We start from the raw sequence: 20,210 nt of genomic DNA, 5'->3' as shown, positions 1-20,210 counted from the left end.
CTAATAACCAAACTTTTAAACTTATTCATGTCCAGAATACCCAAAGGAGCTATTATCATTGTAATTATTCTTATTGCAATTTTTGCGCTCGACCATTATACATTAGAACCTATTATAAGAGAAAAGTATTTAGAAAATGATATCAGGAGCTTTAAAGACAACTCATTAATATATAAAGTAATTTTTGTTTCAATAATGGTTGTTTTCACATTTTTATTACAAATAAAAAGAATAAAATCATCTCAAATTTCAGAGATTTTAATTTTTGGTGTAATTACCTGGTTCTCTTTATTTTTAGCCACACAAAGGATGATTGATCATGTTTTACTCTATATAAATACTAAAACTGAAAAAGAACAAATTACAAAAATCTATTCTGTTGTAAACCATGAAGATAAAAAAGTATTCTGGCTTAATGATGGGAACAAATCAATATATTCGGAAAAGGATCTGGAAAATATCAACAGAAGCAGAATTTTAAAAAATTTACAATCGGTTTTCTTTTTTAATACTAATGATACTGTAAGAATCAACTTCAGAAAAGGCATCATAAATGTTAATTATATTGAATAGTAAAAATGTACAACCCAATCAAGCGCAACAGAAATATAGGAACTGATAATCAAGGCTTTGGTCAGAATAATAAACTGAAAATTCCCAAGCCTTACGATACTTTAAAATCTTTCCACGAAAGGCTTGAAAATTATAAAAAAGAGAGGCGAACAATTAATAACCATAAGTTTTTATTTATCGTTGAGGAAACCCGTGACAGCTCTATGCATCCCTGTTCCGTTGAAGATATAGTCAGAATCATTGAACAAATTCCTTCAAAAGATTACGGAGATTTAAAATTTATCATTTTAAGACAGCCAAAAAGAAAAGAGGAAATATTATCATCAGTTTGGGGAAGGCTCATTTATAGTTACGAATTCGAAAACGAATATTTCCCTGCCATTATCTTAGAAGCCGTCGATATAAATAAAAAACTGGTGTGGTCTAAAAAACAAAAAATAGATGATCAGAAAGAGTTTGAAAGACTTAAAAATGACGGGCACATTTTCATTGAAAATAAGAGAAATTTTGCAACAGTACTGAACCCAATTCCTTCAAGAAATACCCAGCTTTACAGAACTCTTTTACACGAATTCGGGCACTATGTTCATTATCTGGATACAGTCGAGAGGCCCGCACAGGAAGATGAAGATTACGAAATAAAAGAAGCAAGAATGGATTTATATTTTACCTTACCTAAAGCTGAAAAAGAAAAATTTGCTCATAAATATGCAGATTTTTTAAATACTATATTGACAAAAAACAATATAATTCCTTTTGATCCTTTGTAATTTATTCAACACTTTAGAATAATTTTTTATCCTGATTTGGTTGAAGGTTATATTCATATTAGCTCTAATGCAGAAAATGTAAATCGCCCTAACCGATCATTTGTATCGAAAAAAAGCGTTTTATTCAATTAAAAATTCTTCCGAAATTTGCTGTATCAATAAAGAAATCATGCAAATCAAAAACATCGATCATATCGTTCTAACGGTAGCTGATATCGAAAAGACCATAACATTTTACACTCAGATTCTGGGTTTTGAAGTGGTAAATTTTGGAGATAACAGAAAAGCGTTGACTTTCGGAAATCAGAAAATAAATCTTCACCAGAAAGGAAACGAATTTGAACCCAAAGCAGAATATCCAACCTCAGGTTCGGCTGATTTATGCTTTATTTCCAACACAGATATTCATGATGTATTGGAAGAATTAAAACAAAAAAACATTGAGATCATCGAAGGAATTGTTGACAGGACGGGAGCATTGGGTAAAATAAAATCGGTGTATTTCAGAGATCCGGATCTGAATCTGATTGAGGTGAGTACTTATTCTGATTAAAAAAATAAATGACATTCAGTATTCTAAATACTTACCCCATGCGTATTCTTCACTTCCGCCATCACAAAAGTGCTGTGGGTACTTCCGATAGAATCTACAGAACCTAACTTATTGAACACAAAATCCTGATAGTGTTTCATATCTCTTACCTGAACTTTCAGTAAAAAATCAAAATCTCCGGAAATATTATAACATTCCGCCACTTCATCAATTTGTAGAATATCATTCACAAATTGATTTCCTACAGAACGGTCGTGAATTTTCAGTTTGACCTGGCAAAAAACGGTAAATCCGCGATTCAGTTTTTCGGCTTCCAAAACAGCAGCGTAATGTTTGATATATCCCTCCTGCTCCAGTCTTTTCATCCGCTCAAAAACAGGTGAAGCTGAAAGATTTACTTCTTTAGCCAGTTCTTTTACCGTCAGTTTTGCATTCTTTTGAAGGATTCTCAGCAGCTGCAAATCCTTTTCATCAAGTCTCTCCACAGAATAATATTCTTTTTTTAGTTATGTTTTTCAAATTTACAGAATAATTCACTTCTAAAGATAAATAAATCCAAACATTTTCCTTAATATTTAAATTATAACCAATCAATTTACTTTAATCGATATCTTTGAATCCTATTTTGTTCTTTAACATACTTCATCAAACGGAAAAGGTTTTACATACCGTAAATTAATAGGGAATCGTGTGAAAATCACGAGCTGTCGCGCAACTGTAAGTAATATACCAAAGGTTTTGTCCAAGTAGATCCACTGTGCAAACGGGAAGGATGACAAAGCTGTTACAAGTCAGGAGACCTGCCTGTTCCGAATTGACAATGCTCTCGCGGTTTGGAGTTTTTGGGTCATACAGATGATACTTTTGAAGGTATTTTGGTTTAAAATTTTAACTTTTTATTTTTTAAACGCAAAGATTTTCTGTTTAGACTTCTTATTTTAAAGGAGCAAAGAACTGCGATTTTATCGCTGATGAAGCTTAAGGTAAACTCACGCTTCATAAAATCAATGTTTTGATTTCTCTTTGCCCACTTAAATGATAAAGAAAGTTTAATTAAAACTTTGCGTCAAAAAAATAAAAAAATATTAAGCCAATTTTCTTATTTAAAGAAAAAACCACATCTTCACTGTATCTACTCTTTTCCATAAACTCTTTTCCTCGATAGCATTTCGAAGTGTCTGAAGAACTTTTTAACATGAAATTTAATTTAAAAAGTTTAAAAGAAATGCAAACACACATCCTAGGCTATCCGCGAATTGGTAGCAACAGAGAACTTAAAAAAGCCAGCGAACAATATTGGGCAGGCAAAATCACGTTAGAAGAATTATTGGAAGTCGGCAAAGCGATCACACAAAACAACTGGAAACTACAGCAGGAAGCAGGAATAGGTCTTATTCCCTGTAATGATTTTTCGTATTACGATCAGGTTCTAGATATGACCTTAACGGTTGGAGCCATTCCGGAACGTTATCAGGAAATTGCTTTCAAAAAGTCTGAACTGGATGTTTATTTTGCCATGGCAAGAGGTTTCCAGAAAGACGGTTTAGATATCACGGCAATGGAAATGACAAAATGGTTTGATACCAATTACCACTACATCGTTCCTGAATTTCAGAAAAATCAGGAGTTTAAATTATTTTCCAATAAAATTATTAAAGAATTCATCAGCGCAAAACAGGCAGGAATTAATGCAAAACCTGTGATTATTGGTTTGCTGACGTATTTATTATTAGGAAAAGAGAAAGAAGAAGGTTTTGACAAATTGGATTTAGCGCAAAACTTACTTCCGGTGTATATTCAAATCCTGAAAGAACTGGAAAATCACGGTGCAGAATACATTCAGTTTGATGAGCCCTTTTTAGCGTTAGATTTAAATGAAAAAGCAAAAGAAACCTATCAGTTTATTTATGCTGAAATCAGAAAACAGTTTCCTAAACTTAAATTTATTGTAGCGACTTATTTTGAAGGATTAAAAGACAATCTTTCATTGGCAGCTTCCCTTCCGATCGATGTTTTGCATATCGACTTGGTTCGTTGTCCTGAGCAATTAGATGAAGTTTTAAATACAATCCCTGAAAATTTAAGCCTTTCATTGGGAATCGTTGACGGAAGAAATATCTGGCGAAATGACTTTCAAAAGTCTTTAAATATTATTAAAACTGCTGTTGAAAAGATTGGTTCAGAACGAATTTTCATTGCTCCGTCTTGTTCGTTGCTGCACTCGCCTTTCGACCTTGATTCAGAGAAAAACGAAGATATTTTATCTCCTGAAATCAAGCAATGGTTGGCTTTTGCAAAACAGAAAGTGGATGAAATTGTTAATTTAAAAAAATTAGCTTCAGAAAATCCGGATTACCATGCGTTACAAGCATTAGCTGAAAATAAAAAAGCCGTTGAAAACCGTAAAACCTCAACCTTAATTCATAATCAGGACGTAAAAAACCGTGTTGATGTGACGACTGAAGATGATGCACAGAGAAATTCACCATTCAATATCAGAAAAGAAACGCAACAAGATGTTCTACAACTTCCTTTGTTTCCAACGACGACGATTGGTTCGTTTCCGCAGACAAAAGAGGTGAGAAACTGGCGTGCAAAATTCAAAAAAGGAGAACTGAATGCTGAACAATATGATACTTTATTGAAACAGGAAACCGAAAGAACGATTCGTTGGCAGGAAGAAATCGGGATTGATGTATTGGTTCACGGAGAATTTGAACGAAATGATATGGTGGAATATTTCGGGGAGCAATTGGCAGGATTTGCATTTACACAAAACGGTTGGGTTCAGAGTTATGGAAGCCGGTGCGTGAAACCTCCGGTGATTTTCGGAGATGTTCACAGACCGAATCCAATGACGGTTTACTGGTCGGAATATGCACAATCTTTGACTCAAAAATGGGTAAAAGGAATGTTGACGGGGCCTGTGACGATTCTCCAATGGTCTTTTGTGCGTGACGATCAGCCTCGTTCATTGACTTGTAAACAAATTGCTTTGGCGATTCGTGATGAGGTGAATGATTTGGAAAAAGCAGGAATCAGAATTATCCAAATTGATGAACCGGCGATACGTGAAGGGCTTCCGTTGAGAAAATCTGACTGGCAGAATTACCTGAAATGGGCGGTTGAAGCCTTTAGAATTTCGGCAAGCGGTGTGGAAGATGCGACGCAAATTCATACGCACATGTGCTATTCTGAATTTAATGACATCATTCAAAATATCGCCGATATGGATGCTGATGTTATCACGATTGAATGCTCAAGAAGCCAGATGGAACTGCTGAATGCTTTTGCAGATTTCAAATATCCGAATGAGATTGGACCGGGAGTTTACGATATTCACTCACCGAGAGTTCCTTCCAAAGAAGAAATGGTGGAATTGCTGAAAAAAGCACAAGCCGTAATTCCTGCACAGCAACTTTGGGTAAATCCTGATTGTGGCTTGAAAACCCGTCATTGGGATGAAACAGAAAAGGCATTGATTGCGATGGTGGAGGCTTCTAAACAAGCGAGTAAGGAGTTTGCTTTACAGACGCTTTAAATTAATTTATTGATATTTATTTTTTTCGGGGGCCTCTTTAGGGGCTCCTGGTTTTTATAATGTAAGTTGTTAAATTAAATAAATTCTACTATTTTCGTATAGATGCTTAATAATTATTGTTAAGGCTTGATTATAAAACTGATACCATGAAAACAGAATTACCGAAAATATCTTTAAATAATATAATAGAACTTAATTCTTCTCCAAATAAAGGAGATATTGCTATAACATCAATTAATGATTTAGGTACAGAAGGCCAACTTAACTCATATGTGTTGAAAGAATATGGTTACTCTGAATTTGATCTACCACAACAGCAAGATTTAGCTAATGGAATAGCAATTATAAAAAAAAACAATCTAAAACCTATACTTTTTGTCGTTACAGTAAATGGGGAAAATGTATCTCATAATCTTAAAAGAAATTTATTAAAAAGTATAAATTTTTATCATGAAGAAATTATTGGAAAGAAATTATGGATTCCTCTCATGGGGGTAGGTGTTGGTAGTTTATCATTGTACGAAAGTTATAGAATTACAGTTGAGGTTATTAATAAATTGAAAGAAGATTTCTTAATCAATACAACATTCATTATCTCAATTCCCAGTACACAGGAAGGAGTTCAATTATTCAATGAAATATTAAATAATAAACAACAAAAAGGAAATTATAATCAAGATATAATTAATTTCACAAAAAATTATTCCGGCAATTTTTATTGTATTGATGATAATAACCATACTTTAAATAGGAATGTCTTACAAAGAGAAAACTATCCTGTTAATAGTAGCGAATATACTATTATTTCCAGAATCCAAAAAAATGATATAATAATTGTAAAAAATGCTTACATCAATGCTCAAAATGAACAGCTTATCAGAATAAAATCAATTGGAGTAATTAAAGAAAAGAAGCAACATACATATAAAATTGATTGGTTAAAAATACAAATGCCAATCAATATTGATAATCTAGACTTTTTATATTCAAAATATTTTGTCAAAGCAATATCTAAAAACAGTATAAGAAGACTTTTAGCCGAATTTCATGAGATTAATCCTGATATTACAAAAAGTATTTTTTCTTCGTTTCAAAAAGAAAAAATAGCCGGTTTAATAAGTGACTCCGATGACGGTATTGATTATTTGGAAATTGAGAAAGATATAAATGCATTTTCTAAAGTGATTGCAGCAAAGAATTTTGAGCCACCTTTAGCCATTTCTTTATTTGGTAAATGGGGTTCCGGGAAAAGCTTTTTTATGAAAAAGTTAAAAAATAGGATTATTGATTTATCCGAAAATAGTAATTTTTATTGTGAGGGTATTGTACAAATCCACTTCAATGCTTGGTCATATATTGATTCTAATTTGTGGGCGAGCATTGTAACAAGAATTTTTGAAGAACTTAATATTTATATTAGTGATAATACTCTTGGTGAAAGTGAAAAAAAAATGATTGAACAAGAACTTACATCTCATTTATCAATTACAAAAGAAGAGATAGGTGTTCTCAATAATAAAAAACAGATAGTAAAAAAAGAAATAGATTTATTAAAGAGAAAAAGAAAAAAAATTCAAGAAGATTTATCAAAAAAAATATCACAAATAAAAAAAGAAACTATTTGGAATGTAATACAAAATTTAAATAAAGAATTTAACGCCAAAGAAAGAATATTAAAAGAACTAAATAGCAATCCATCATTTTCAAGAATTAAAGATGATATTGAAAAAAATATTCCAGAAGAATATTTAAATGATCCAAAAAAAGTCTACGAAATAGCTAAATCAAGATATACATTTTTCAAAGAATTTTTTAAAAAAGATAAAATTGTTTTAAATTTAGTTTGGCTTTTTGGCATTCTTACAATAATAATTTTATTTCCTCTTTTTTTAGATTGGCTTACAGGCAGAATTAAAGAAACAAACTTTATTATCCCCCAAGCTACACTGTCTCTTTTTGTCACCCTAACTGCTGTATGGAAAAGAGCTGAAAATGTTTACAAAGATCTAAAACCACTTATCGCATCATTTTGGAATATTAAAGAAGAATATGAGAAAAAAGTAGAAGAGGTAACTATTAATTACGAAAAAGAAAAACAAGTTTTAATATTTGAAATAAAAGAAAATAAATCAAAAATTCTCATTATTTCTGAACAGATTCAAAATGCAGAAAGAAAAAAAACAGATATTGAATTCAGAATAAATAATGCCTTAGCTACTGAAACTTTATATTCTTTTATAGACAAGAGATCAAAAAGTAATGATTATCAAAAACATCTAGGTATAATTTCAATTATAAGAAAAGATTTTGAAATATTAAGTGATTTATTTATTGGACATCATAAAGAGATTGATCAAAACAATTCTAATAATGATTTTAAAAGTAAATTTAAAAAGCCTTTAGAAAGAATTATACTTTACATTGATGATCTAGATAGATGTCCCGAAGAAAATGTAGTTCAAGTTCTTGAAGCTGTAAATCTGTTAATGGCATTTCCTCTTTTTGTTGTGGTTGTTGGTGTTGATTCTCGATGGATTAAAAATGCATTAAATAAAAAATATAATTCTCAATTTAAAGATTCTAAGAAACATATCGAAGTTCTAGAGGTTTCAAATTATTTAGAAAAAATATTTCAAATTCCTTTTCATTTAAAAGATGCTAATTCCAATAATGTAAAAGATATGATTAAAAATCTTGCTCAACATACATCATCTGTCAAGTCATTAATAAGTGAAAATTTTGTCGAAAATAATGAAAACATTAATAGAAATGACAACGACTACACATTAAAAGCAGATACAAATATTCGAGCAACTAATAGTTCAATACAAGTAGATTATACTGAAATAGAGACAACTGAGACTTCAAAAACAGATATTATTACTAATAGTAGTTCTGCTTCAGAGACTGAAAGTTTGATATTAGCAGACAACGAAATTCAACTAATGCAAGATATGTCTGAAATTATAGGAAATAATCCTCGATGCATTAAACGGTTTGTAAATATATTCCGAGTTATTAAAGCGCATGAGGAATTTGGTTATTCGGATCATTCTTTAAATCAGGAAATAATTGCTATTCTATTTTTGATTGCGTTACCTCTTGGAAAATATAAAAAATTAGTTCCTTCTTTTGAAAACTTTATCAACAAAGAACATAATAGTTTTGAAAAAATAAGACATTACTTTGAACTTGAGCAGGATTCTACTGACTTAATAGGTTTAAGAAATCAACTAGAGAATATTCTTTTCAATACAAATAGAACTCATGAAACCTTATTAAATATGAATACAAAAATGTTTAAAGATCATAACATGTTTATAAGAAGATTTACATTCTCACAAATTTAAAAACAAAACAAATTAACAATCAAAAACTTACGATTTTCAAAAATAAAACCTTAATTTTGCACCCCGAAATAAGGATTCTACAGTTATGAAAAAATTAGGCGAATACAGAAAGCTTCTTGAAGTTGATAAAACCGTTACGTTGAAGGAACTAAAAACAATTTACAGGAATACGATGAAAGATACGCATCCTGATAAATTTATCAATGATGAAGAAGGAAAGCTTGAAGCAGAGGAAAAAAGTAAGTCTGTGATTGAAGCCTACCATTTTTTGGTAAGTATTAATCCGGAAACTCAGGAAAAATATAAAGAAGAATATACGGAAACGATTACAAAATCTAATATTCAGGATTTTTATTTAGAGAAATCAGTATTGACGGTTCAACATTTGAACGGAAATATGTACGAATATATCGGAGTTCCAAGAAACACGTATATCAAAATGGTGAATTCTGATTCTCCAAGCCGTTTTGCAAGAAGACACATCTATGGAAGTTTTGTCTATAGAAAGTCGGGTGAAGTAATGGCTGATTAATTTTTCATATATACAGTAAGCATAGGCTTTCAGATGATTCTGGAAGCTTTTTTCTTTTAAAATATTTCTTGACATTTGATAAAACAGCCCGACAAAGCAAATGTCGTACATTTGTCGCACTAAATTTCATCATTTCCTTTTATAAAAAACTAAATTTGAAAAAAAAATCTATGAACTCAATTGGCGAAATTATCATCGCTTCCAGAAAGAATAAAAACCTGACTCAGGAACAACTTGCTGATCTTTCAAAAGTAAATCTAAGAACCATTCAAAGAATTGAAAACAATGAAAACATACCCAGAGAAAATACATTGAAATTAATTTGTGATACGCTGGAAATTACCATTCCGAAAATAGATCCATCATCAGTAACAAAGCCTGCAAATTTTATAGAAATCAGTTTTAAATATTTCTCTTTAATTATTATAAATCTTGCATTAATGTCAGTTATTGGCTGGATGACGTTGGATTCGGAAGCCAATTTGAACTCCCGGTTTGCAGGATTACTTTTGAGTTTTCTACTTCCAATCTGTATTGTGTTTTTCACTTTAAAAACAAGCAGAACCCAAAGACTTCTGAAATTTGGAAGTGGTTTTTTAGTTTACATTGTATTAGCAATAGTTACAGTAGGATTTCCGACAGCTTTTGTGACTGGTTTGCTGCCTTGTTTGTCGATTTGCTTGTTAACTTTATTTTACGGAGATTCTTTACTAATAAAAAAATTTACTGCAATTGAATAATTTAATTTTAAACATAATGAAAGCTTTCAGGGATTCTGGAAGCTTTTTTTATTGTTGGACTATGATGAACGCTTCGAGAACCTCAGCGTGACATTGCTAATACCAACTGTATGGTTTTTAAATGCAAAGGAGTACGAAGGTTTTATTTAAATTACTGAAGATATTTTTCGTTCGCGAGTGCTTTTCATTCAGCAAATCCATATTCTCGTCACTTCGAGTAACGAAGCAAAGCGAAGTGTATCGAGAATTTTTTGAGCCTATTTTTAATAGATAGACTGATATAGGGGTCCTAGTCTGATACAGCACTTCTCGATACGCTTTGCTACTCGAAGTGACGGCAACATATATACTCATTTTAAGTAGTCAAACCGCGTCATAATTAATAACGAAAAAAGCGCATCATTTCTGATACGCTTTTAGGTTAATTAAAGGTTGTTATATTAATCTACGTGTTTCGGGGTGTAACCGTCTTCACTTAGCTCTTTATGTTCATATTCAGCTTTCATTTCAGCGTCATAGTCAACTTTTTCACCTTTACCCATTCTTCTTAAAATTGAATCGAATAAAGAGTAAACTACCGGTACAATGATCAGCGTAAGGAATAATGACGATGTTAAACCACCAATGATTACCCAGGCTAATCCGTTGTTCATCTCTGCTCCTGCTCCTTTTGCAATCGCAATCGGAATCATCCCGAAGATCATTGCAATCGTAGTCATCAAAATCGGACGAAGACGGGCGTGGTTGGCCTGAATCAAAGCGTCATGTGTATTCGCACCTGCAGCTTTTCTCATATTCGCGAAGTCGACAATCATAATCGCGTTCTTCGCTACCAGACCAATCAACATAATCATCCCCAGCATCGTAAAGATGTTTAATGAATTCCCGGTGATGGCCAGAATTACCATTACCCCGATCAATGCCAGAGGAATGGAGAATAATACCACAAACGGATATACAAATGAGTCATACAATGAAACCATTACCAGATAAACTAATACGATAGCTGCAGCCAGTGCAATTCCCAGCGTACCGAAACCTTCGGTCTGGTTTTCCATATCACCACTCCAGATATAGCTTACTCCGGCAGGTTTTGTTTTTTCATTATCCATAAACTGAGCCGCCCATTCGTTGGCAACATCCCCTACAGGACGACCTACTACTTTGGATTTTACCTTTACAGACGGTGCTTTATCTCTACGTTCCAATAAACTCGGTCCTGAACCCATTTTCACATCAGCAAACTGACTTAGTCTGATCTGCTCTCCCTGAGGATTTGTAAACATTAAGTTTCTTACGTCATCAATAGACTGTCTGTTGGCATCTCCAAAACGGATATTGATATCATATTCATACTCTCCGGCTCTGAATTTTCCGTCTGTATTTCCGCTAAATGCTGTCTGCATCGTTTGTCCTACACCTGAAAGATTTAAACCTAAAGAAGCCATTTTATCTCTGTCGATATTCACCTGAACTTCCGGATTCCCAGAGTCCGTGGATAATTCTGCATCTACGGAACCAGGAACTTTTTTAAGTAATTCAAGAATTCTGTTTGCTTCTTTATTGGCCGTTTCGTTATCCTGAGCCGTTACCACCATCTCAATCGGCGCGTTGTCCGCTCCCATTAATCCGATTGGTGCTGTTTTAAACTCAACTCCTGTGAATTTTTCTTCTAAAGCTCTTTTGATCTTTGCAGACTTAATATCCGTACTTTCATTACGCTCGGATTTATCTACCAGAATAACCTGAATCTCTGATTGGTATAATGTAGCCTGTGCCCCACCAAAACCTGATGACTGCTGACCTACCGTAGTAATCATATCAACTACATCTTTATCATTTCTCAGGTATTTTTCAACAGCTAAAGTAACCTGATTGGTTTTCTCTACAGAAGCATCTTTTGGTAACTCCATCTGAACAAGGAATTGTCCTCTGTCCATTTTAGGGAAGAATTCACCTCCGATAAATCCGAATGCTACCAGCATGAATGAAGAAATCAGGATAATGAACGTTACGATCACGGTCATAATTCTTCTTAATGTAGATTTCAACGCCCATTCTAAAATTCCGGTGATCCAGTGTGTGAATTTTTCCAATTGCTTTTCAAACCAAAGGATAAATTTCTCAAAAGGATTTTTACCTGTAAGATGTACCAGTTTCCCATATCTTGAAGATAACCAAGGAATAATGGTAAATGAAGCCAATAACGAGAACAATGTAGCAATAACTACCGTGACACAAAACTGCGCCAGGATATCAGATACCAGTCCTGAACTCATCGCAATCGGTAAGAATACCACTACAATTACCAAGGTAATAGCCGTTACGGTAAATCCAATTTCTGAAGCTCCGTCGTAGGCTGCACGGATTCTGCTTTTCCCCATCTCCATGTGACGGTAAACGTTTTCCAAAACCACAATCGCATCATCCACAAGGATACCTACCACTAATGAAAGTCCTAGTAAACTCATTAGGTTTAAGGTATAACCCATCAGATACATTCCGATAACTGTTGCAATCAAAGACATCGGAATAGAAACCATTACGATAAATGCGTTTCTGATGTTGTGAAGGAATAATAGCATTACTACTGCTACCAGAATAATCGCTAAGAATAAATCGAAAATTACATGGTCTGCCGCTTCAAGCGTAAAGTCTGTAGTATCATCTACAATATTGATTTTAATCGACTGAGCTTTATAATTGTCCTGAACCTGAGCAATCGTTTTCTGAACTAATTCAGAAACTGCTACTGCATTGGCATCAGACTGTTTCTTAACCTGAAGTAAAATAGTTGATCTCTGATTGTATCTTGCTACTTTCTCCACATCTTTCTGAGTATCAAAAACAGTTGCAATATCAGATAAACGAACCTGTGCCCCGTTTTTGTTGGAAACAACAAGGTTGTTCATCTCCTGAACGTTTCTATACTTCCCCGAAAGTCTGATCGTAGATCTTGAAGTTCTCGTCTTCAAAGCTCCCGTCGGGAAATCTAAGTTTGAAGAAAGGATAGCCTGTTGTACGTCTGCGATGGCAAGACCGTATCCCTGCATTTTCTTTTCATCTAAACTTACCTGAATTTCTCTCTCCTGTCCACCTACAAGGTCAACCTGAGCAACACCGTTTACACGCGAGAAAATAGGTTCTATTTTTTTATCTAAAAGGTCGTAAAGATCTTTATTATTCAGCTTATCACTGGAAATACTCAACGTCATGATCGGTAAATCATCCAGTGAGAATTTTTGAAGTGACGGCGGATCTGCATCGTCCGGAAGGTCTGCCAGAATAGCATTTACCTTTCTCTGAGCATCATTCAACGCATAGTTTACATCGGCACCTGTATTCAGCTGAACCATAATTACCGACAAACTTTCGTAAGATGAAGATTCTACCTTTTTTACGTTTTCCAAAGAACCAACGGCATCCTCAATTTTTCTGGTTACCGAAGTTTCCACCTCAGCAGGTGAAGCTCCGGGATATACTGTAGAAATCGTTACCATATTGGTTTCAAACTTCGGAATCAACTCGTACCCCATCATAGAGTAACTTAATAAACCTCCCAGCGTCAATATCGTAAATAATACGATAACAAGGGACGGTCTTTTAATGGATATTTCTGCTAACTTCATCTTCTCTTACTTTACGATATTGATTTTTGAACCGTTATCAAGGTTGATCTGTCCGCTGGTAATTACCTGTTCCCCACCATTAAGTCCGTTTAAGATCTGAACTTTATCACCGTAAACTTTTCCGGTTTGTACTTTGATTAATTTAGCAGTGCCATTGTTCACAACGAATAATTGTCCTGAACTTACTCCGTTTACGAAAGCTTCCGCAGGAACAGTCAGCATATTCTGAGTTTCAGCTCCGTTGTTGGTTTTGAAAGTTGCTGTTGCATACATACCCGCTTTCAGATTTCCTCTGTTCTGAACCTCAATCTCAACAGGGAAATTTAAAGAAGCATCACTCTTGGGAGCGATGAAGGTAATTCTTCCGCTGAACGAGTCATCAGGTAAAACATTGACATTAATTGGCACTTCCTGACCCAGCGCGATTTTTCCAATCTGGCTTTCATCCACTAAAACAGAAAGTTTTAAAGAATTAATATTGACAATTTCGAAAAGTGCAGTTCCCGGAGCAACGACCATTCCCGGCTCCACCATTTTTTTATTGATCGTACCGCTGATTCCCGCACGGATGCTTGTATCATTTACTTTTACACCCTGTGCTCTTACCGCAGCCTGAGCATTTTTCAGCTGTAATCTTGAATTGTCAACCTGCTGTTTTGTAACTCCACCTGTTTTGAAGGCATTTTCATAACGCTGGTTATCGATAATTGCATTCTGTAAATTATTCTGAGCCTGAGAAATATCAACCTCAATCGCATCTTTTTTAATTGTTGCCAATACCTGACCAGCACCAACTCTTGAGCCTTCTTTCACCAAAACACTTACGATACGTCCTGATATTTCAGCGGACTGATTCATCTCCTGTTTTGGAATAAAAGTTCCGTTTGCTGAGTAATCTGTATTGATATTTTCTCTTGCTACCGTTACTACATTAACGTTGATTTTGTCAACCTGCTTGGCAACTTCTTTTACTTCGGTGTCCTGTTTCTTTTTATTATCAGCGATTTTGTATGCTGCCAACCCAACAAGTACAGCGGCCACGATGATATATATTAAAGTCTTTTTCATAGTTTATTACGGGTTTTGTAGTGTGTTTAACTCTCCTTTTGCTTTTATTAACTTGATCTCAGCCTGTTTGTAATCCAACAATGCATTGGCATAATTCTGTTTTGCCTGTGTTGAAGCATTTTCAGCATCCAAAACTTCGGTAAGTGTTGCTAAGCCATACTGATAATTGGCCTGGGTATTTTTTTGCACTCTTTCTGCCAGCCCTACATTATCTTTCATACTTTCGATATTGATTAATGCATTTTCCATATTGGTGATTGCATTTTTATAATCTAAGCTTAAACTCAACTGTGTATTTTGAATATCCACATCCAGATCCTGAATATCCACTTCTGCTTGGTTGATCTTCGCTTTTGTAGCACCACCCGTGAAAATCGGAATATTTATATTTAACCCAATTGCTGAATAATCGCTCCAAAGCACTCCGTTATTCATCCCGTTGGTAAGAGGGAATTTTCTCCCCTGACCTCCCCAACCGTAGTTGGCTACCAAGTTTACGGTAGGATACAGATAGGCTTCCGTTGCCTTTTTGTTAAACACAAGAAGTTCTCTGTTTTTATTTAATACTTTAATTTCTGTACGGTCATCAAGATTGATATTACTTGCAATCAGTTCAGGTTTTGGCTCTATTGTTTTTTCTTCAAGCTCGATATCTGTAGAAATAGGAACTCCCATATAGAATTTCAAAGCATTTTTTGAAAGCTCTACAGAATTGATCAACGTCTGTTTGTTGGAACCAATATTCGTCAGCTGTACATTTGTTCTGTCAAGATCAATTGCTTTTGCCAAACCGTTATCTACCAAACTTTTGATTACATTTCTTGTTTTTTCCGTATTGGCATAGCTTGCTTCTACTGTTTTCAGGTTTTCTTCCTGAACAAACACCTGATAATAAGCGGTTGCTACATTTTCAATAATCTGTTCATTGGTTAGCTGAGCATTCAAAACATAGAATTCTCTTGTTGACTTTGCAGCTTTAAGACCTGTAAAAACCCTTTGATCAAAAATAGCCTGCTGAACCTGTACTGAAGCTGTAGAGCTCCAAGGCTGTCCCAGCTGTGCTCTGATTCTTTCTCCTCCAAATTCCAGCAAAGACTCCTGAATTACAGGATTATAGGTCAATCCCGCCGTCGCACTTATCTGTGGCAAAGCTCCGGCTCTTGCTTCATCAATTTTATATTCGGCTTTTTTGATCTGTAAAGCAGCTTTCTTAGCCTCTGCTTTGTTTTGAAGTGCCTGTTTAATGGCTTCCTGTAAAGAAACCTGCTGTTGTGCAGACACTGATGAAAAACCGAAAATCATAAATGCAGCAGCTATACCCAATTTTAGCTTTTTTGCAGTTATACGTTTTCTTTTCATAATTTTATACTTCGTTTATTTTTTTAATGTAATTTTTTATCTTCGATGTTTTTATTTCTAAAGGACGAATCATTTCTTAAAATACTTTAACATTTTCTTAGTTTTTGAAAAGTATATTCAGAATGATATCCTTTCTTGCTGCAATAATCTGATCGAATTTTTTATCACTTATCATAAGATTTTCCATTAATAATGGTCTTATTGCACTTGGAAATACCAGTAGTGATACCATGTTCAAGACAAACTGAATGGGCTCCATTTTTTCAATATTTCCCAATTCCATTTCTTTTTTTATGTCTTTATACAATTTTTTCAGTTCATCTTCTTCGATGTCTTTTTTGTGACAGTTTCCTTTGTTGATCTGAGAAACAATGTATGTTTCCAGGTACGGATACTGCAGACTTGTCGATAAACTATGTTCAATAAACTGACTCATTTTTTCCTTAAAAGGAAGATCTGAGTTTTGAATCACTTTAGATTTTTCCTGTTCCACCTTTTGAGCCTCATCAAAAATGATTTGGATCAAATTATCTCTCGAACGGAAGTAGTAATTGATCAACGTTCTGTTCACTCCTGCTTCATCAGCAATTTCCTGCGTTGTAGCATCAAACTTCCCTTTCACAAAAAATAAATTCTTTGCTGTCTCTTTAATGAGTTCCTGTGTTTGGTCTTTTTTTGCTTGTTTTGACATTTTTGTTAAACAAATTTGTGCAAATTTAAATCATTTTTCATTTTTGACAAAATTGTTAAACAAAATAATTAAACAAAATAGTATGACATGCATCATATTTTGAATTAGATATATAAGATTATTCTTACTAACATACCACATTTAGAGTCTTTTCATATATTTGCCGAAAGATTAAGACTACAAAACTATTATTATGAAAATGCGACTTCTTTTTCTATTTTTTATTTCTTTTTCGTTAAATTGTAATTCTCAAATTGAACATAATCATCTTATTAATGAATGGTATATCTATAAAATAGAAATGCAAGATGGCAGTAAGCCTTTTCTTTTAAAAGATATCCATAGCAGTAAGCATTATAGTATTATTATAGATAAAACAGATTATTATTTAGTTAATGACCAACAACTTATTGAAACTAGAAAAGATCCTGTTTTCAAAACTAAGTATAATCTAATAGGCAATAAATTAATTACATCTCCGGAATCCTATTTAACAATAGAAAAATTAAATAAAGACAGTTTAATACTATCTCAAAATATAAAAGGTTTTGAATCTAAAGATCTCCAAAGATATTATTATGTTAGAAAGGTGTTAGCTATTGAAGAAGAAATAAAGAAAAATGAAAAAAAAGACACTTTAAGAGCGACAAGTATTTTAGGACCTAGATTCAGACCATTCTTAATTCGTAGAATGTTAAAAGATCTGACAAATACAAAACCACTAAAAGAGAAACTCCCAAATTTTAAATTTAATGGCTATATCTTAATCAACCTCAAAAGGGAGACAATAGATATCAAATTAAATGAGTATGACAAAAATTTCATAAATGAGATAAATTTAAAAAATCAACAATTTTATAAATTTAGCAATTGGAATTTTTCATCAGTGAGTAATTTTGAAGTGATTAAAATCCCATTTTCTTTTGTAAGTTATTATACTTTAGATACTGAAATTGAAACTTATGGTGATGTTTGCAATCTATTTACATTACATTTTTTGACTGATTTTGATCCTACTTATGAAGAAGTAAAGAAATCAACAGCATTATTTACGAAAGCTCTCCAAGAGTATAAAAAAAATAATTATACAAAAGCAATTGAATTTTTTGATTTATCATACCAAATCAATCCAAAAAATTTAGACGCATATTACAATTCTGCTGATATAAATTTTGCTCTAGGAGAAAAAAATAGAGCATGTAAAATATGGCATTATTTAAAACTAGAAGGTCAAAAGTTTGCAGAAAATCAATATGAATTAAATTGTAATTAAAAAAAAGGGCGGGCAGAAATTAAAATTTCTGCCCGCCCTTTTTAATTTTATAGTAACTTGATTTTATCTTCTAAAATATCAATCACTTTATCTTTGTAAAGCCCTCCGATGGCTTTTTTAAAGTTCTTCTTGCTCATCTGAAGTTCATCTTTAATATCTTCCGGTGTAGATTTATCTGAAAGATGAAGAAGTCCGTAGTTTTCTTCCAGTTTATCCAGAATTTTCTGCTTAAACTCATCAATATTCTCAAAGCCTTCAGGCTGAAGAGACACATCAATTTTTCCATCCTCACGAATCGCTTTGATATAACCTCCTTCTTCTGATAAAGGATATAGTTTTTTAAATACATCAGAAGTATAAATCAGTCCGATATATTTTTTGTTGATCACCACATTCCAGCCCAGTTCGCTTTCATTCATCATGATTAAATCCACTTTATCTCCTTTTTTGAAAGGCAGATCCTCATATTGCGGGTTTCTTTTGAATTTTGTAGTACCTGTAATTAATTCCAGATCCTCATCAATGTAAATATTAACCAGATATCTTTTTCCTTCAACGATTTTTGATTTCTGCTGCTTGTAAGGAATAAAAAGATCTTTAATGATTCCCCAATCCATAAACGCTCCGCTTGGAAGACTCTGAACACAGCTCATTACTGCAAATTCTCCAACCTCAGCCAAAGGAATTTCAGTGGTAGCTTTTAATTTGTGATCATCCTGATACACGAAAACCTCAATTTCATCCCCAATTTCTTTATCATCCTGAACGAAAATCTTAGGTAAAAAAGCCTTTTCACCTGATTCATCAGTTAAAATCCATCCTGAATTGTTTTTTTCTGAAATTTTTAAAGTTTGAGTTTGTCCGAGTAGCATGTATGATAAATTAGTTGGCAAAGGTACGGAAAAAATTAAGGTTGAGACTAAGGTTTAGATTCTTCCTTTTTAAGAAGAATATTTACACAATTAAAAAAGGAGATCATGATGATCTCCTTTTTTGTTATTTAGGTAATTGCGGCGCCCGCATTTTATACTGATAGCTATGTAATGTTTTCAGAAAATTTTCCAAATCTGTCAGCTCATCATCTGTAAGATTCAGTTTTTCCAGCATTTTAGATTTGTGAGGAGCCAGCGGACTGTCTCTGTTTCGCTTTTCATTAGGCATTCCTGCATTATACATATTCAGAACGCCTTTGATATTGGGAAATAAACCATTATGCATATAAGGAGCAGTCTGAGTAACTTCTCTTAATGTCGGTGTTTTAAATTTCCCTACATCTTCATTCTTTTTCGAAATATTATACAATCCGAGGTCTTCATATTCTCTTCCGAAATAAGTAAGTCCTAAATTATGAAATTTCTGATCCGAAAAATAAGGCGTGTTGTGACAATTAATACAATTCGCTTTTGTTCTGAACAAATGCAGTCCATTGATTTCAGAATCATTCATTGCTTTTTTTTCACCCGAAACAAACCTGTCGAATTTTGATTTCGGACTTACAATCGTTCTCTCAAAAGTGGCGATAGCTTTTGTAATTTTCTCTTCCGTCACTTTATCATCTCCGAAAGCTTTTTGAAAATATTCTTTATATCCTTTTAGTTTAGCAATTGTTTTTACAGCCAATCTTGAGTGAAAATTCATTTCCACAGGATTTTCAATAGGCGCCTTAGCCTGATCTTCAAGGGTTGCCGCTCTCCCATCCCAAAAATATTCTTTCGCATATACAATATTCAGAACAGTGGGTGCATTCCTTGTTCCCAACTGCCTGTCGTGACCGTACGCTACTCTTCTTCCATCTGCCCAGGCCAATTCCGGATCATGGCAGTTGGCGCACGAAATCTGCCCTGATTTTGAAAGTCTGGGATCAAAAAATAACATTTTCCCTAGTTCCTCCTTTGCTTCAGAATAAGGATTATCTTTTGGAAACTCAGGTTTCGACAGAGGTCCGATATCTTTAAACCCTTCCTTCGCTTCATCAAACAGATGAGGTTTTGGCCAAAGATTCTGATCTCCGCTTCCATATAAATCTCTCAATTCCTGATTTGTAAATCCTTTTTGAGGACGATCATTAAAATCGGAAAAGGAATACGCCAAAAACAACACCGCCGAAAGCGATAAAAAATACTTCATAATC

15 protein-coding genes and 1 riboswitch are annotated in these 20,210 nt (G+C 33.6%); of the genes, 8 read left to right on the top strand and 7 right to left on the bottom strand.

The features are described from left to right. Nucleotides 1-27 precede the first annotated feature (27 nt). The 3 genes from M2373_RS00415 (at nt 28) to M2373_RS00405 (ending at nt 1,896) form a co-directional block, all read left to right on the top strand. Nucleotides 28-573 carry a hypothetical protein gene (locus M2373_RS00415; protein ID WP_259106335.1) on the top strand — a complete coding sequence of 182 codons (546 nt, stop codon included), beginning with the start codon at nt 28-30 and terminating at the stop codon, nt 571-573. A gap of 5 nt (nt 574-578) precedes the next feature. Next, nucleotides 579-1,343 (top strand): hypothetical protein, encoded by a 765-nt coding sequence (locus M2373_RS00410; protein ID WP_259106334.1) that lies wholly within the window; start codon nt 579-581, stop codon nt 1,341-1,343. A 169-nt stretch (nt 1,344-1,512) separates the two neighbouring features. Further along, nucleotides 1,513-1,896, top strand: a complete 384-nt coding sequence (locus tag M2373_RS00405; RefSeq protein ID WP_259106333.1) for a VOC family protein — start codon at nt 1,513-1,515, stop codon at nt 1,894-1,896. A 23-nt stretch (nt 1,897-1,919) separates the two neighbouring features. On the opposite strand, the gene M2373_RS00400 is transcribed toward M2373_RS00405, so the two are convergent. Next, nucleotides 1,920-2,381, bottom strand: coding sequence for an Lrp/AsnC family transcriptional regulator (locus M2373_RS00400; protein WP_259106332.1), 462 nt, complete (start codon nt 2,379-2,381; stop codon nt 1,920-1,922). Nucleotides 2,382-2,535: 154 nt separating this feature from the next. After that, nucleotides 2,536-2,719, top strand: a riboswitch (cobalamin riboswitch). Between the two features lie 402 nt (nt 2,720-3,121). Here M2373_RS00400 and metE point away from each other — a divergent pair. The 4 genes from metE to M2373_RS00380 all read left to right on the top strand — a co-directional run bounded on the left by metE (nt 3,122) and on the right by M2373_RS00380 (nt 10,059). Further along, entirely contained in the window at nt 3,122-5,437 is a 2,316-nt protein-coding gene (gene metE, locus M2373_RS00395; RefSeq protein ID WP_259106331.1) for a 5-methyltetrahydropteroyltriglutamate--homocysteine S-methyltransferase, read from the top strand. Nucleotides 5,438-5,583: 146 nt separating this feature from the next. Further along, the gene (locus M2373_RS00390) at nt 5,584-8,787 is read left to right on the top strand and encodes a KAP family NTPase (protein WP_259106330.1); all 3,204 of its coding nucleotides are present in this window, start codon (nt 5,584-5,586) and stop codon (nt 8,785-8,787) included. Between the two features lie 85 nt (nt 8,788-8,872). Further along, nucleotides 8,873-9,319 carry a KTSC domain-containing protein gene (locus tag M2373_RS00385; protein ID WP_259106328.1) on the top strand — a complete coding sequence of 149 codons (447 nt, stop codon included), beginning with the start codon at nt 8,873-8,875 and terminating at the stop codon, nt 9,317-9,319. A gap of 170 nt (nt 9,320-9,489) precedes the next feature. Next, nucleotides 9,490-10,059, top strand: coding sequence for a helix-turn-helix domain-containing protein (locus tag M2373_RS00380; RefSeq protein WP_259106326.1), 570 nt, complete (start codon nt 9,490-9,492; stop codon nt 10,057-10,059). A 440-nt stretch (nt 10,060-10,499) separates the two neighbouring features. On the opposite strand, the gene M2373_RS00375 is transcribed toward M2373_RS00380, so the two are convergent. The 4 genes from M2373_RS00375 to M2373_RS00360 all read right to left on the bottom strand — a co-directional run bounded on the left by M2373_RS00375 (nt 10,500) and on the right by M2373_RS00360 (nt 16,806). Next, nucleotides 10,500-13,688: an efflux RND transporter permease subunit gene (locus M2373_RS00375; RefSeq protein ID WP_259106324.1), complete on the bottom strand. Its 3,189-nt coding sequence runs from the start codon at nt 13,686-13,688 to the stop codon at nt 10,500-10,502. A gap of 6 nt (nt 13,689-13,694) precedes the next feature. After that, a complete protein-coding gene (locus M2373_RS00370; RefSeq protein ID WP_259106322.1) occupies nt 13,695-14,756 on the bottom strand; it encodes an efflux RND transporter periplasmic adaptor subunit in 1,062 nt (353 codons plus the stop codon). A 6-nt stretch (nt 14,757-14,762) separates the two neighbouring features. Beyond that, nucleotides 14,763-16,115, bottom strand: coding sequence for a TolC family protein (locus M2373_RS00365; protein WP_259106321.1), 1,353 nt, complete (start codon nt 16,113-16,115; stop codon nt 14,763-14,765). A gap of 97 nt (nt 16,116-16,212) precedes the next feature. After that, nucleotides 16,213-16,806, bottom strand: a complete 594-nt coding sequence (locus M2373_RS00360; protein ID WP_259106319.1) for a TetR/AcrR family transcriptional regulator — start codon at nt 16,804-16,806, stop codon at nt 16,213-16,215. Nucleotides 16,807-16,999: 193 nt separating this feature from the next. On the opposite strand from M2373_RS00360, the gene M2373_RS00355 reads away from it, so the two are divergent. After that, on the top strand, nt 17,000-18,079 hold the full coding sequence (locus M2373_RS00355; protein WP_259106316.1) for a lipopolysaccharide assembly protein LapB: 1,080 nt from the start codon (nt 17,000-17,002) through the stop codon (nt 18,077-18,079). 47 nt (nt 18,080-18,126) lie between these two features. Here M2373_RS00355 and M2373_RS00350 read toward each other — a convergent pair whose 3' ends face one another. Continuing rightward, entirely contained in the window at nt 18,127-18,951 is an 825-nt protein-coding gene (locus M2373_RS00350; protein ID WP_259106315.1) for a S1 RNA-binding domain-containing protein, read from the bottom strand. Between the two features lie 124 nt (nt 18,952-19,075). Beyond that, complete coding sequence (locus M2373_RS00345; protein ID WP_259106314.1) at nt 19,076-20,206, bottom strand: cytochrome-c peroxidase; 1,131 nt, start codon at nt 20,204-20,206, stop codon at nt 19,076-19,078. Between the last annotated feature and the right edge of the window lie 4 nt (nt 20,207-20,210).

The organism is Chryseobacterium sp. JUb7, from assembly GCF_024806495.1.
Classification (GTDB): Bacteria; Bacteroidota; Bacteroidia; order Flavobacteriales; family Weeksellaceae; genus Chryseobacterium.
The sequence above is the reverse complement of the archived record's forward strand: the minus strand, read 5'-3'. Positions and strand labels throughout refer to the sequence as shown.

Coding starts and splice junctions, on each gene's coding strand:
- M2373_RS00390 (WP_259106330.1), top strand. CDS start 5,584: ATGAAAACAGAATTACCGAAAATATCTTTAAATAATATAATAGAACTT.
- metE (WP_259106331.1), top strand. CDS start 3,122: ATGCAAACACACATCCTAGGCTATCCGCGAATTGGTAGCAACAGAGAA.
- M2373_RS00415 (WP_259106335.1), top strand. CDS start 28: ATGTCCAGAATACCCAAAGGAGCTATTATCATTGTAATTATTCTTATT.
- M2373_RS00350 (WP_259106315.1), bottom strand. CDS start 18,951: ATGCTACTCGGACAAACTCAAACTTTAAAAATTTCAGAAAAAAACAAT.
- M2373_RS00380 (WP_259106326.1), top strand. CDS start 9,490: ATGAACTCAATTGGCGAAATTATCATCGCTTCCAGAAAGAATAAAAAC.
- M2373_RS00365 (WP_259106321.1), bottom strand. CDS start 16,115: ATGAAAAGAAAACGTATAACTGCAAAAAAGCTAAAATTGGGTATAGCT.
- M2373_RS00345 (WP_259106314.1), bottom strand. CDS start 20,206: ATGAAGTATTTTTTATCGCTTTCGGCGGTGTTGTTTTTGGCGTATTCC.
- M2373_RS00405 (WP_259106333.1), top strand. CDS start 1,513: ATGCAAATCAAAAACATCGATCATATCGTTCTAACGGTAGCTGATATC.
- M2373_RS00385 (WP_259106328.1), top strand. CDS start 8,873: ATGAAAAAATTAGGCGAATACAGAAAGCTTCTTGAAGTTGATAAAACC.
- M2373_RS00370 (WP_259106322.1), bottom strand. CDS start 14,756: ATGAAAAAGACTTTAATATATATCATCGTGGCCGCTGTACTTGTTGGG.
- M2373_RS00355 (WP_259106316.1), top strand. CDS start 17,000: ATGAAAATGCGACTTCTTTTTCTATTTTTTATTTCTTTTTCGTTAAAT.
- M2373_RS00375 (WP_259106324.1), bottom strand. CDS start 13,688: ATGAAGTTAGCAGAAATATCCATTAAAAGACCGTCCCTTGTTATCGTA.
- M2373_RS00410 (WP_259106334.1), top strand. CDS start 579: ATGTACAACCCAATCAAGCGCAACAGAAATATAGGAACTGATAATCAA.
- M2373_RS00360 (WP_259106319.1), bottom strand. CDS start 16,806: ATGTCAAAACAAGCAAAAAAAGACCAAACACAGGAACTCATTAAAGAG.